The 13,895-nt window shown below is 69.0% G+C and carries 11 protein-coding genes; 4 read left to right on the top strand and 7 right to left on the bottom strand.

Annotated features, from left to right (window positions below; translation table 11 throughout):
* Positions 1-221: 221 nt before the first annotated feature.
* The 7 genes from JHW41_RS03385 to JHW41_RS03355 form a co-directional block, all read right to left on the bottom strand.
* Positions 222-647 carry an organic hydroperoxide resistance protein gene (locus JHW41_RS03385; RefSeq protein WP_057949168.1) on the bottom strand — a complete coding sequence of 142 codons (426 nt, stop codon included), beginning with the start codon at positions 645-647 and terminating at the stop codon, positions 222-224.
* Positions 648-809: 162 nt separating this feature from the next.
* Positions 810-1,277, bottom strand: a complete 468-nt coding sequence (locus JHW41_RS03380) for a MarR family winged helix-turn-helix transcriptional regulator (protein ID WP_057949169.1) — start codon at positions 1,275-1,277, stop codon at positions 810-812.
* Between the two features lie 221 nt (positions 1,278-1,498).
* Entirely contained in the window at positions 1,499-2,608 is a 1,110-nt protein-coding gene (locus JHW41_RS03375; protein ID WP_428995621.1) for a serine hydrolase domain-containing protein, read from the bottom strand.
* Positions 2,609-2,754: 146 nt separating this feature from the next.
* Positions 2,755-3,552, bottom strand: a complete 798-nt coding sequence (locus JHW41_RS03370; RefSeq protein ID WP_250449032.1) for a M15 family metallopeptidase — start codon at positions 3,550-3,552, stop codon at positions 2,755-2,757.
* The gene (locus tag JHW41_RS03365; RefSeq protein WP_250449031.1) at positions 3,512-5,074 is read right to left on the bottom strand and encodes a serine hydrolase domain-containing protein; all 1,563 of its coding nucleotides are present in this window, start codon (positions 5,072-5,074) and stop codon (positions 3,512-3,514) included. Before JHW41_RS03365 ends, JHW41_RS03370 begins: the two co-directional genes overlap by 41 nt.
* Positions 5,075-5,195: 121 nt before the next feature.
* Positions 5,196-8,156, bottom strand: coding sequence for a TonB-dependent receptor (locus JHW41_RS03360; protein WP_250449030.1), 2,961 nt, complete (start codon positions 8,154-8,156; stop codon positions 5,196-5,198).
* A gap of 45 nt (positions 8,157-8,201) precedes the next feature.
* Positions 8,202-9,638, bottom strand: a complete 1,437-nt coding sequence (locus tag JHW41_RS03355) for a transglutaminase-like domain-containing protein (protein WP_428995620.1) — start codon at positions 9,636-9,638, stop codon at positions 8,202-8,204.
* A 336-nt stretch (positions 9,639-9,974) separates the two neighbouring features.
* Between JHW41_RS03355 and JHW41_RS03350 the strand changes: the two genes are divergently transcribed.
* The 4 genes from JHW41_RS03350 (at position 9,975) to JHW41_RS03340 (ending at position 13,688) form a co-directional block, all read left to right on the top strand.
* A complete protein-coding gene (locus JHW41_RS03350; protein ID WP_250449029.1) occupies positions 9,975-11,426 on the top strand; it encodes an SH3 domain-containing protein in 1,452 nt (483 codons plus the stop codon).
* Positions 11,423-11,560: a DUF6053 domain-containing protein gene (locus JHW41_RS26275; protein ID WP_425608197.1), complete on the top strand. Its 138-nt coding sequence runs from the start codon at positions 11,423-11,425 to the stop codon at positions 11,558-11,560. Before JHW41_RS03350 ends, JHW41_RS26275 begins: the two co-directional genes overlap by 4 nt.
* A gap of 111 nt (positions 11,561-11,671) precedes the next feature.
* Positions 11,672-12,772, top strand: a complete 1,101-nt coding sequence (locus JHW41_RS03345; protein ID WP_057949172.1) for a dipeptide epimerase — start codon at positions 11,672-11,674, stop codon at positions 12,770-12,772.
* A gap of 67 nt (positions 12,773-12,839) precedes the next feature.
* Positions 12,840-13,688, top strand: a complete 849-nt coding sequence (locus tag JHW41_RS03340) for a MurR/RpiR family transcriptional regulator (RefSeq protein ID WP_250449028.1) — start codon at positions 12,840-12,842, stop codon at positions 13,686-13,688.
* Positions 13,689-13,895: the final 207 nt, after the last annotated feature.

The raw sequence follows: 13,895 nt of genomic DNA, 5'->3' as shown, positions 1-13,895 counted from the left end.
GGCTTGCTGAGCGCATTCATGCGTCTGTACGGGGATCACGCACGCTCACCGGATGTCATGCCTTCGCGAAAGGAATTTGCAGCGGGTTGCCCGTTTCGAAACTGCCGTCGGCAGCGCTTCGCCGGCGCCGCGCCGGCCGCGCACGAAAAAACCCCGGACGCGCGCGCGTCCGGGGTTTCGTGAGCGAGTCGCGGTTGCGGCGCGCCGCGGACGTCGGCGGCTCAGACCAGGGTCAGGGTCACGTCGATGTTGCCGCGGGTCGCGTTCGAATACGGGCACACGATGTGGGCCTTCTCGATCAGCTCCTGCGCCTGCTCGCGCGCCAGGCCCGGCAGCGAGATCTTCAGTTCGGCCTGGATGCCGAAGCCGGTCGGCAGCGGGCCGATGCCGACGCTGCCGTCGATGGACGCATCGGCCGGGAACGCGATCTTGTCGCGGCCGGCGACGAACTTCATCGCGCCCATGAAGCAGGCGGAGTAGCCGGCCGCGAACAGCTGCTCGGGATTGGTGCCGTCGCCGCCGGCGCCGCCGAGATCGCGCGGGGTGGTCAGCTTGACGTCGAGCGCGTTGTCCGAGGACACGGCGCGGCCGTCGCGGCCGCCGGTGACGTGGGCGTGGGCGGTGTAGAGGACTTTTTCGAGGGACATGGCTGGGTGCTCCGGGAGTGGGGATCGAGGGATCGGAAGGGTGTGCGGCGGGTGGTGCGGTTTCTATCGTTGGCTATTGAATCGCTTGCTATTTTTCTGTCGTGGCTGCGTCCGCATGTTCGTCGCGGCGGGGCAGGATTGGGAGAATCAGGAATGGAAGAATCAGGAATGGGCGATCAGGCTGGCGCGCAGGGATTCGAGCTGGGCCTTGAGCGCGGTCAGTTCGTCGATGCTGCAGTCTTCAAGCGCGCAGCCCATGCCCTCGGGCACGCTGCGGGCCTTGGCCTTGAGCGCGCGGCCGGCCTTGGTCAGCTCGATCACCACCTGGCGCTCGTCGCTGGCGGCGCGGGTGCGGGTCAGCAAGCCGGCGGCCTCCAGGCGCTTCAGCAGCGGGGTCAGCGTGGCCGAGTCCAGGAACAGGCGCTCGCCGATCTCCGACACCGTGACCCCATCGCGCTCCCACAGCACCATCATCGCCAGGTACTGCGGATAGGTCAGCTCCAGCTTGCCGAGCAGCTTGCGGTAGACCTTGTTGAGCGCCAGCCCGGTGGAATACAGGGCGAAGCACAGCTGGTCGTCGAGCAGCAGGGTCGGCTTGGGCGGATGGGCGGGGGCGGTGCGCGTCTTCATGGGACGCAATTTACATAGCGCGCTATTTAATAGCAAGCATTAAATAGCCGGCCGCCCCGGCCCGCAGCGTTCCGTCCATGGCGCGAATCCCCCGGAACCCCCTGTAGGAGCGGCGCAAGCCGCGACCGCGAGACCACAGCTACGCCGCAGGCTTCGACGCAAGCGAGGTGTCGCGGTCGCGGCTCGCGCCGCGCCTACAGAAGGCCTGACCCGTCGGGGGATCAGTGCAGATACAACGCGCCGATCTTCAACGCCGTCCGGTACGGCTCGGGATCGTTGCGGTTGCTCAGCATCGCCACGGTCAGGCGCCGCTGCGGCCAGCGCACGATGACGTTGCGAAAGCCGATCGTCTCGCCCGAATGCCACAAGGTCTCGCCGGTGATGCGCCAACCGTAGCCGTAACCGACTTCGGCCACGTCGGTCGGCGTGTGCGCCGCGAACGCGAGCCGGCGCGAGGCGTCGCTGAGCAAGCGGTCGTCGTACAGCGCCGCGTCCCACTTGGCCAGGTCGTCGATGGACGAATAGATGCCGCCGTCGCCAAGCACCGCGCTGGTCGGGCTCTGGTCGGTGCGCCGCCAGCGCCCGTCTTCGAAGCTGTAGCCGTAGGCGCGGTGCGCGACCTGCGACACCCCGCGCTCGTAGGCGACGGTGTCGCGCATGTCCAGCGGGGCGAAAATACGCTCGCGCAGGAAGGCGGCGAACGAACGGCCCGAGGCCTTCTGCACGGTCAGCGCCAGCAGCGCGTAGCCGCTGTTGCTGTAGCGGTAGCCGCCGCCCGGCGCGAAGTAGGTACGGTCCTGGCCCTCGAGCGCCACCAGCACGTCGGCGTCGCGCATCTGCCGGGCGTCGGCGTCGAAGCGCGCGGGCATGACGTCTTCGTAATCGATCAGGCCCGATTGATGGCTGAGGATCTGGCGGATCGTGATCGCATCGCAGGCCTGGGGCAGGCTCGGCAGCCAGCGCTTGATCGGATCGTCCAGGTCCAGCGCGCCGTCCTGGGCCAGCAACAGCACCGCGGCGGCGGTGAACTGCTTGCTGACCGATGCCAGCCGGTAGTTGGTCCGCGGCGCGGCCGCCACGCTGTCTTCGAGCACCGCCATGCCGTAGCCGCGCCGCAGCACCGGCCGGCCGTCGCGCAGCACCAGCACGCTGGCGCCGGGCACGCGGCCCCGGTAATCGGCGAGCAAGGCATCGACCTGTTCGGCCCGCGCCGCGTCGTCGGCGCCCTGCTCCGCCGTGCGCTGCGGCGCGCCGGCGCACGCGGCCGCGCCCAGGCAGGCGGCGACGACGACGAGACGTCCGCCGCGCAACCCGGTGGCGGCGGCCGGCATCGCTACGTTCATCGCATCGCTCATCGCTTCGCCTCCATCGACCCCAGCGGCCACCCACGAACGATGGCTTGGGATCGGACGCGGCGCCGCTTCCGGCGGCCTGCGTTTCGATTCCCCAGCCCCCTCTGTTCCCGCCCCCGCCCCGCTCACCTCACCGGAAAATCGAACGCCGTGCGCGGCGTAGGCTCCGGCTTGAAGGTGTAGTGCCACCACTCCAGCGGATAGTTCTCGAAGCCTTCGCGCTGCATCGCCGCGCGCAGGCGCTGGCGGTGGCCGCGCTGGGCCAGGCTCGCGCCGGGCGCGTCGGTGTGGGCGAGTTCGTCGAAGAAATCGAAACCGGTGCCCATGTCCAGCGGCGCGTAGCCCTCGCCGCTGGGTTCGAGCAGGGTCAGGTCCAAGGTCGCGCCGCGGCTGTGGCCCGAGGTCGGCGAGATGTAGTCGCCGAGCAGTCGGCTCTTGTCCAGCGTGGGGTAGTAGCGCGGCTTGGTCTTCTGGTCGTCGGGATCGGCGGCCCAGGCGACGAAGTCGCGCACCGCGCGCACCGGGCGGTAGCAGTCGTAGATGCGCAGGCGCAGCCCCTGCGCGCGCAGTTCGCGCTCGACCCGCGCCAGCGCCTGCGCCACCGGCCGGTGCAGGTAGCACGCGGCGCCGAGGTAGCCGGCGACCGGGCGGCCGACGAAGTTGTCGCCGCCGGCGTAGCGGATCTCCAGGTCGATGTCGGGCACCAGGCTGCGGATCTCGACCATGCCGGCCGCGGCGGCGTCCTGGGCGGTGGAGATGGTCGGCGCGACCGCCGACACCGGCGCGGCCGCGGCCGCCGCGGGCGATGGCGCCGGCCCGGTCCGCGCCTGCGGCGAACGCACCGCGGCGACGCAGCCGATCAGCACCAGCAGCGCGCAGGCCTCAACCGCAATCGCCGACGCGCGCGAACGCCAGGTCTTCATAGTCGTAGCTGAAATCGGCATCCGGGTCGAGCTTGCTCATGCTGAAGGCGGCTGGCTCGGCCGCGGCGGCGAAGTCGATCCAGGCCTCGGCGTCGACTTCCTCCGCGTCCCAGTCGACCAGCAGGCGCGGCCCGACCCGGACGATCTTACCGGTCATCAGCGGCGACTTTCGCGAGGCGAATTCCACTTCGCCGCCGCGCGCGCACAGACCGACCTCGCCGAACCACGGATCGCGGTAGACGCCCAGGCGCCCGCGCAGCTCCTCAGGCTTCGCCGGCCGCCGCGCCGAAGCGTCGGGCGCGCGGCCGGCGGGCGGTGCGGTCGCCTCGCGTTCGATCGCGTCGGCGTACCAGGCCACGCCGCGCTCCCCGCGCGGCCGGCCGTCGCGCATCCGCGTGTAACGCTGGCTCAACACCTGGTCGAACACGCTGCGCGCGTCGCCGGCGTCGCCGTTGATCAGCACCACGAAGCCGGCCTTGCGTTCGGGCAGCAGCGCGGTCAGCGAGTACATGCCCATCAGCGTGCCGGTGTGGGCGACCTTGAATTCGCCGTCGAAGTCGCTGAGCCGCCAGCCGTAGCCGTAGGCGGCGAAACGGGTGCCCGACCATTCGCGCTGGCGCCGGGTCGGGGTCATCGGCATCTGCGCGCGCCACAGGTCGCCGCGCTGCTGCGCCGACAGCCACGGCCGGCCGTCGCGCGCGGGCGCGGCCGGATCGAGCCAGGCGCGCAGCCAGCGGGTCATGTCGTCCAGGCCGCAGCGCACGCCGCCGGCCGGGTCCATCGGCGTGGCGGCGATGGCGTCGCCGTCCTCGCGCACCGGCACGTAGCGGCCCCCGCGCCGTGCGTGCGGCTGCGCCAGCGGCGCCGCGTCGCGGCGCGCGAACGCGCCGACCCGGCAGCCGTCCATGCCCAGCGGCGCGAACACTTCGCGCCGCAGCAACTGCTCGTACGGCGCTCCGCCCGCGGCCGCGGCGACTTCGCCGGCGACGATGTAGAGCAGGTTGTCGTAGTCGTAGCGCGAGCGGAAGCTGTGCACCGGCTTGAGGTAGCGCAGGCCGTGGATCACGTCGCCGCGGCTGAAGCGGTTCGGCTCGGGCCACAGCATCAGGTCGCCGGCGCCGGCGCGCAGGCCGGAGTTGTGGATCAGCAGGTCGCGGACCTGCATTTCGCGGTTGACCCAGTCCTCGTGCATGCGGAAATCCGGCAGATGCTTCGTCACCGGATCGTCCCAGCGCAATTTTCCCGCATCCACCAGCCGCGCCAGCAGCGCGGTGGTCATCGACTTGGTGTTGGAGGCGATCTTGAACAGCGCGTCCGGACCGATCTTTCGCCCGGAACCGGCGACCAGCTCGCCGTCGGTGCGCGCATAGACCACCTTGCCGTCTTCGACCACCGCCACCGCCAATCCGGGCAGGCGGTAGCGTGCCTGCACTTCGTCGACGAGGCGGTCCAGGCCGGCGGCGCGCGGGTCGTGCGCGGCCGCCGGCGCGGACGAAGAAAAGAACAGGGCCGCGCCAAGCAAACCGATGCCCGCGATGGCGCGGGACAGCGATGCCGGCCCTGTCGAGGTAGAACGAAGACGGCCCCGTTCTGCCGGGGCCGCCCGAAAGCACGAGGCGGCAACGCGGTTCACGCCGCGCGGCTCAGAAATCCACCGACACGGTCAGCTGGGCGTAGCGCGGGTTCTGGTAGCCGGTGCCCAGGCCGTAGAACTTGTTGACCACGCCGACGCCGGTCTCGTAGGAGTCGTCCACTTCCACCGCGCGCTGCTGGTTGAGCAGGTTGTAGACCGCCAGCTTGACCCGCAGGTCGGCGGCGCCGAAGGACTTCTGATAGGTCAGGCTGGCGCCGACGTCGTAGATCCACGGCGTGCGCCCGCCGGCGCCGCGCCCGCGCAGCTGGTACACGCGCTGGTCGTAGGGCAGCGTGCACTTGTCCACGCACACGTAGAAGCTGTGGTAGATGCGGCGATCGTACGGCGTGCCCATGCCGAAGGCGTTGATCGGGCGGCCGGACTGGGCGTTCAAGGTCGCGCCCACGGTCCAGTGGTCGTCGATCGCATAGGCGCCGCGCAGCTTGAGCTGGTGGCGGCGGTCGTTCGGCAGCGGGCCGTCGCCGTCGAGGTTGACGTAGGGATCGTCGAAGGACTCGGTGCGGCTGGTGTTGTCGAAACCGAAGTCGGAGTTCGACGGGCCCTCGGCGTTGCCCTCGCTCTTGGACCAGGTGTACGAGGCGTTGAACGCCCACTTGTCGTCCCAGGCGCGGTCGAGCATGAACTCCAGCGCGCGATAGGTGCGCTTGGGCTTGACCCAGCCGCGCTCGCCCAGGTACTTGCCGTTGGCGTCGTACACCGCCCAGCCCGCGCGCGAGGTGTCGATGGTGACGTAGGCGTCGTTGACGCCGTCGCAGTCGGTGTCGGTGTACAGCGTGACGTTCTTGCCCGGGTTGGCCATCACATAGCCCATGTCCTTGCGCTTGCCGTTGCAGACGATGCCGTTGGACGAGATGTTCATGTCGTCGATGGCGTTGTGCAGGCGCCGGTAGATGCCGCGCACGCCCCACGACCAGGTGTCGCCGAACATCGCCTGGTAGCCCAGGATCGCCTCGTCCTGGTAGACCGGATCGAGGTCGCGGTCGACCTCGCTGCGCAGGTCGCCGACGGTGCCGTCGCCCTGGCTGTTGTCGATCGGGCCGATCTGCGCGCCGAGGATCGGCCGGTAGTAGGTGGTGCCGTTGCGCTCGAACGCTTCCAGCCCCTGGAACGCGTAGTAGGTGCGCTCGTCGAGGAAGGCGCCGGCCTGCTTGACGTTGATCTGGTTGACCAGCGGCAGGTAGTAGCGGCCGATGTTGCCGAACACCTTCGAGCGCCCGTCGCCGCGGAAATCCCACGAGAATCCCGCGCGCGGGGCGATCATGTCGTCGATCTTGATGTAGGTGCTGCCGGCGCCGTTCTTGTTGTCGAAGCTCTCCACGCGCACGCCGGCGTTGAGCATCAGGTTCGGCGTGACCTGCCAGTTGTCTTCCAGGTAATAGGCCGAGTTGATCGTCTCGAAGGTGCCGCTGACCTCCTGCTGGCGCGCGCGCACGTAGGCCACGACGCCGGCCGGGACGATGCCGCCGTTCTCCAGCTCGGTGCCCGGCGCGGTCGGATAGATCTGGTAGAACTTGCGCGAGGGCCCCGGATAGAAGCTCTCGTTGTCGGAGGTGTTGGTTTCGCGGTCCAGGCCGAAGCGCAGCAGGTGGTCGCCGAGCTGCCATTCGAAGTCCAGGCGCGCGGCTTCGCGCTTGTCGGCGCCGTTCTCGACCTGGGCCGAGGACACGCAGCCGATTTGCGGCAGGCTGCCGTCGCGGCGGTCCTGGACCGCGTCGCAGTCCTGGTCGTTGAGGCTGCTGGCGATGCGGTCGCGCTTGTTCTCGCCGTACAGCGCCTTCATCGAGAAATTCTCGCTCAGGTAGCCGGTGTAGGTCAGTGCCCAGTTGACGCCGCCGACCTCGCTGTACTGGGTGTTGCTGCGCACGCCGCGGCGGCCGGTGGTGAAGTCGTAGTTGTCGGTGGTGGTCTCGTTCTTGTCGGAGAAGGCCAGGAACTCGAGCAGGTGGCGGTCGCTGATCTGCCAGTCGAGCTTGGTGCCCCAGAAGCCCTTGTCGGACTTGCCGTCGAAGAAGGTGCCGCCGGCGTTGTTGGTGCTCTGCGGCTGGTAGTCGCGGAACTCGTACATCGCGTAGAAGAACAGCTTGTCGCGCACCAGCGGCCCGGACGCATGCACGTTGAGGTTGGTGCGGTCGTACTTGTCCTTGCTGGAGATGCGGTAGGCGCGGCCCTGGCGGTCGTAGTGGTCGTCGCCGGTGGACTGCAGCGACTTGGGCTCCCACACCAGCTCGGCGCCGTACTTGAACTCGTTGGTGCCCGACTGGGTGACGGCGTTGATCACGCCGCCGGTGGTGCGGCCGAATTCGACCGAATAGCCGCCGGTCTTGACCTGGAACTCCTTGAAGAAGCCGAACGGGATGGTCGAGAAGCCGACCCGCTTGTAGAAGTCGGTGACGTTGAGGCCGTTGATGTAGACCGCGTTCTCCGACACCGACGAGCCGCCGAACGAGGCGCCGCCGTACTGGCCCTGGACCACGCCCGGCGCCAGCAGCGCTACCGCCTGGGCGTCGCGGGCGATCGGCACGCGCTCGAGTTCGGCCTGGGTGATGTTGGTGGCCGATTCGGTCGAGCGCACGTCCACCGGGGTGATCACGCGCGAGCCGATCACCTGCACCGCGGCCAGGTCGGTGGCGCCGCCGAGGCTGACGTTGGATTCGTTGCCCAGGCTCACCACCACCTGCACCGTCTCGCCGACCGCCTGGCCGTCCTTGCTGGCCTGCAGCTGGTAGGTGCCGATCGGCAGGAACGGGAAGCGGTAGTTGCCCTGCGCATCGGCCTTGACCGTGCGGGTGAAGCCGGTGTCGGCATTGCGCACGGTGACCTCGGCGCCGGCGGCGACGCGGCCGGACAGCGAACCGTCGGTGTTGGCCGCCAGCGCCGGCAGCATCATCGATGCGAGGCAGATCCCCATCGCCACGCACAAGCCGGACCTGCGAAAGCTCTTGCCTTTCATTGCCGCACTTCCTCCCCTAACTGATGTGGGCGGTGCCGCGCCGCGTCACTGCTTCGTCGTCAGCACCTGCGCTTTGTAGTCGTAGTCCCACTGGTCGAAGTAGAGATTTCCCCCTTCCCACTCGACCTCGCCGCGTTGCGAGTCCACGGTCTCGGAACGATCGAACCGCTTGGCCGGGACGAAGCCGCGGCCGTAATCGTCGTTGTACGCCACCCGGTACGCGTCCAGGCCGCCGAGGTAAAAGCCGGCCAGTTGCGGATCGGGCGATTCGAAGCGGCCGGTGGTGACGTCCACCGGCAGCCAGCCGTACGGGGCCAGGTACAGCCAGGCCCAGTCGTGCATGTTGGTATAGCCGTCGTCGCCGTAGACCCAGCCGGACTGCCAGCGCGCCGGAATGCCGTTGAGGCGCAGCAGCGCCATCAGCAGCAGGGTCTGCTGGCCGCAGTCGGCGTGGCCGGCTCGCAGCGCGTAGTCGGAAATGTTGGAGATCGTCGAATACTCGCGCGCGCCGGCCCACGGGATCGCGTCGACCGCGGCATAGAGCTTCTGCGCGATCCGGTACGGATTCTTCTCCGCGCCGACGACCTTGCGCGAGAATTCGCGCAGCGCCGGGGTGAACACGATGTGCGGCGGGCGCTCGCCCAGGTAATCGCGGGTTTCCCCGTTGTCCGGCGCGGGCGCGACTTTGTCCGGATCGATGCGCCGGTACTGGCCGAACACGGTCAGCTCGTAGCTGACCTCGAATTTCGTCGGTTTGCCGGCTTGCGCGGGCTGCTCGAAGTGGACCGTGCGCTGCAGGCTCGATGCCGGCGCGATCTTGTGCGCGGCCGGCGCGCTGGCGAGGAAACGGATGTCTTCCTGCTGATGCGGCAGTTCGCGCGGATACGGCAGCCATGCGCGCAACGTCTTGCCGGCCGGCACCGCGTCGGCCTTCACCGTCAGCGACTGGACGATGCGCACGCGCCGCGGCGCGCCGTAACCGCGTTCGAGCGCGTCGTCGCGCACTTCGCGCTGATGATCGTTGAGCGTTTCCATCGGCCCCGCGCTCAACGGCTTGGCATCGGGCCGCCGCCGCGCCAGCGCCTGCGCGCTGAGCCGGAACAGGTTCGACGGCGCGCGGTTGAAGTAGCGCTTGTCGCCGTCGATGGTCATCGATTCGAGCAGGCCCTGGCGGTCCCAGGCGTCGAACTCTTCGCGCTTGAGATCGGGAATCTGCGCGCGCACCTTCTGTTCGGCCTGGGCCCGGTCCAGGCCGAAGTCCAGGCGGATGCGGCGCATGCGCTCGCGCTGGAAGGCCAGCGCGGCGCGTTCGCGTTCGTCGACGCCGGGCTGTTGCGATGCGGCATCGATTCGCGCGCGCGCATCGTCGAAACGGCCGGCGTCGATCAGCGCCACGATGGCGTCGAGTTCGCGCGCGGCGGCCTCGTCGGCCGCGCGCGCCTGCGCCTGTGCGGGGCCGACCGACACGCGCAGGCCCAGCACAAGCGCCGGCAGCGCGAAGATCAGGCCGAACGCCAACGCGCACGGGCGCCAGCGTCCGCCGGGAGAGACGATGGCCCTCGCGCGGGGAGCGATAAACAGCAGGTCAGTCACGGGATCCATACCTGTGTCACCCACGCGGGGCCATCGGTTCATGGCTGTGTAACATGTGGAAGAAAGGCGGTCAATAAATTATTCCGTATCTATTTTCGCTAGGAAGCATGTATTCTCCGGCTCGACCCCGGACGCGCCGCGGCGCGCCCGGCATCGATGCCGGACGTCCGGCATCGCCCTGTGACGGCGCCCGCCGACCGCGCGCGCCCGCCGGAGCCTGACGCGATGGGTATCGCCCCGAGCCGCCGACGCCCCACCCGCTTTCGCGCACTCGCGCGCTGCATCGCAGCATCGGCGCTGCTGTCGGGCACGCTGTTCGCGCAGAGCCCTAGCACCGCGCCCGGCGCCGCGCGCGACCGCGGCATTCCCGCGACCGGCGTGATCGGCATCGAGGAGGGGCAATTGAACGCCGATTACTGGATCCGCCAGCAGCGCAAGCCCGACGCGGTGATCCTCGACGGCCGCGCCATCGCCCGCCAGAACGCGCGCCTGGCCGAGCTCGACGCGTCCGTGCACGACATCGAGCGCCTGCCGGCGACGCTGCCGCGCGAGCGCGTGCGCGAATGGATCGCAGCGATCTCGCAGGCGCGCGACGAACCGCTGTTCGACGAACGCGGCGAAGACGTCCCGGCCGCCACGTTGCAAGGCTTCGACGCCGAACTCGCGCTCGACGCGATTCCCGCGCAGCAAGCCGTCCGCTACGGCTTGGTGGTGCGCCGCGCCGATTTGCGCACCTTCCCCACCCGCATGCGCGTGTTCAATTCGCGCGGCGATACCGACATCGACCGCTTCCAGGAAAGCGCGCTGTTCCCGGGCACGCCGGTGGCGGTCGCGCACGAAAGCCGCGACCGCAAGTACTGGTTCGTGGTCAGCCCGCTGTACGCCGCCTGGGTCGAGAAGGACCGCGTCGCCCTCGGCGACAAGCCGGCGGTGTTCGCCTACACCCGCAAGACGCCGTACCTGGTCGTCACCGGCGCGACCGCGCGCACCGTGCACACGCCCGAGCAGCCCGGCGTCTCCGACGTGCAACTGGAGATGGGCGTGCGCGTGCCGTTGCTGGCCGACTGGCCGGCGGACCGGCCGGTCAACGGCCAGCACCACTACGCCTCGCACGTGATCGAACTGCCGTACCGCGACGCCGACGGCACGCTGAAATTCTCGCCGGCGCTGCTGCCGCGCACCGCCGACACCGCGGCGGACTACCTGCCGCTGACCCAGGCCAACCTGGTCCGCCAGGGCTTCAAGTTCTTCGGCGAACGCTACGGCTGGGGCCATTCCTACAACACCCGCGACTGCAGCGGCTTCGTCTCGGAGATCTACCGCAGCTTCGGCGTGCAGCTGCCGCGCAACACCCGCGACCAGGCGGTGAGCCCGGCCTACAACCGCATCGACCTGGACGAAACGCTCGGCCACGAAGAACGGTTGAAGATCGTCAAGACCCTGGAGGTCGGCGACCTGATCTACATCCCCGGCCACGTGATGATGGTGGTCGGGCACGAGGACGGCTGGCCGTACGTGATCCACGACACCACCGGCATCACCTTCCGCGACCGCACCGGCGACCTCGCCCGGGTCCATCTCAACGGCGTCTCGGTGACGCCGCTGGTGCCGCTGCTGTTCAACAAGGAGCAGCCGACGGTGGACCGGATCACCAGCATTCAACGTATTCGTCCATGAGCGCCGCCCCTGTGGGAAGGCCTTCGGCCCCGATGCAGCCTGCTCTTGTGGGAGGGCCTTCAGGCCCGACGCTTTTCTTCCAAGCCACCGCGACCGGGAACAGAAGCGTCGGGCCTGAAGGCCCTCCCACATAAAAACGGCTCGTCGCGAAGCGCCGCTCGCCTCTGCGACCGGACCGGCTTACCTTCTTCTACGGCGCCCGGCGCCTCACCCGAACACGACGCACCCCACGACACCATCGACACATGAAGATCACCGACATCCGATTCGGCATGCTGCGGGTTCCGCTCAAGACGCCGTTCAAGACCGCGCTGCGCACGGTCGACACGGTCGAGGACATCGTCGTCACCATCCACACCGACACCGGCCACGTCGGCTACGGCGAGGCGCCGGCGACCGCGCCGATCACCGGCGACACCCACGGCTCCATCGTGGAAGCGATCCGCAAGTTCATCTCGCCGCGCCTGATCGGCCAGGAGATCGCCAACCTCAACCGCATCACCGGCCTGATCCAGGGCGCGATCGAGAAGAATTCCAGCGCCAAGGCGGCGGTGGAGATCGCAGTCTACGACCTGTTCGGCCAGCTCTACGGCGCGCCGCTGTACAAGATGCTCGGCGGCGGCGATCCGGTCATCACCACCGACCTGACCATCTCGGTGGACTACATCGAGAAGATGGTCGCCGATTCGATCGCCGCGGTGGACCGCGGCTTCGAGTCGCTCAAGATCAAGGTCGGCAAGGACATCGGCGTCGACATCGAGCGGGTCAAGGCGATCTACGCCGCGGTCGAGGGCCGCGCCCTGCTGCGCCTGGACGCCAACCAGGGCTGGACCGCGAAGCAGGCGGTGTACGCCCTGCAGACGCTGGAAGACGCCGGCGTGCGGCTGGAACTGGTCGAACAACCGGTCAAGGCGCAGGACCTGGAAGGGCTCAAGTACGTCACCGACCGCGTCCACACCCCGATCATGGCCGACGAAAGCGTGTTCGGCCCGGTCGAGGTGATCGACCTGATCCGCATGCGCGCGGCCGACATCATCAACATCAAGCTGATGAAGACCGGCGGCCTGTCCAAGGCGATCCAGATCGCCGACATCGCCGCGATGTACGGGGTGGAATGCATGATCGGCTGCATGATCGAGACCTCGATCTCGGTCGCCGCGGCGGTGCACCTGGCGGTGGCCAAGTCCAACGTCATCACCAAGGTCGACCTCGACGGCCCCTCGCTGTGCGCGTTCAACCCGGTCGACGGCGGGGTGATCTTCAACGAGTCCGAGATCACCGTCACCGATGCGCCGGGCCTGGGCATCCGCGAGATCCGTGGCCTGGAGACGCTGGCCGCCGCCTGACCTGCGCACCGGCGCGAAGCCGGCTACGCTGTAGTCCACCGCCGCGCCCGGGACCGGACCCCTGCCGATGTCGCCCCTGCTCAAGATCCGCTCAGAACGCGACCAGATGTCGGCGATCGAACGCCGCATCGCCGACTACCTGCTGGAGAACGCGCACCTGCTGCGCGACTACTCTTCGCAGCAGTTGGCCAACGCGCTCGGGATCAGCCAGTCGAGCGTGGTCAAGTTCAGCCAGAAGCTCGGCTTCAAGGGCTATCCGGACCTGAAGTTCTCCATCGGCGAGGCGATCGCGCGCGGCGACCGCCACGACGACGGCGCCGGCGCCCAGGCCGCGCCGACCGATCCCAACCAGGCCCTGGCCGAACGGCTGTGGCACGGCAAGGCCCGCGCCGAGGAAGAGACCCGGCTGATCAATCCGCCCGAGCGCATCGAAGCCATCGCCGAACTGATCCAGCACGCGCGCCGTGTCTACGTGATCGGCCTGGGCGAGGACGGCGTGCCGGCGCGCGCGCTGTCGATGAAGCTGGCGATGATCGGCATCCTCGGCATCCACCATTTCGATCCGGTGCTGATGGCCGCCAGCACCGCCAGCGCCGGCGCCGGCGACGTGCTGCTGGTGCTGTCCGAACAGGGCAAGCTGACCTCGCTGTGCCATCTGGCGCGCAGCTTCGCCGAGAGCGGCGGCCGGGTGGTCTCGGCCACTCGGCACACGCCCAACCCCTTGCGCGCGCACGCCGACCACGCGCTGCTGGTGTCGGCGCACGACGAGCGCGCGCACGTCGAACCGCTGCTGTACCACAGCGCGCTGCAGCACTTGCTCGACCTGATCTTCGTGCTGCTGTGCGAACGCGGCCAGGACCGGCTGCGCCAGCTCGACCGCCAGGCCGAGCGGGTGCAGGACATGCTCGACATCTGAGGCGGATCGTTGGCGATGCCGCGCGATCCGAACACCGCAGCGACCGCGATGCCGCGCGGTTTCCGCATCCCATCGACCGCGCTGCCGCGCGATCTCCCTGTAGGAGCGGCGCGAGCCGCGACCGCGACACTTCGCTCGCGACGAACCTTGCGCCGCAGGTGCGATGTCGCGGTCGCGGCTCGCGCCGCTCCTACAAAAAACGACGCA

This window comes from Lysobacter enzymogenes (assembly GCF_023617245.1).
Classification (GTDB): domain Bacteria; phylum Pseudomonadota; class Gammaproteobacteria; order Xanthomonadales; family Xanthomonadaceae; genus Lysobacter; species Lysobacter yananisis.
The sequence above is the reverse complement of the archived record's forward strand: the minus strand, read 5'-3'. Positions and strand labels throughout refer to the sequence as shown.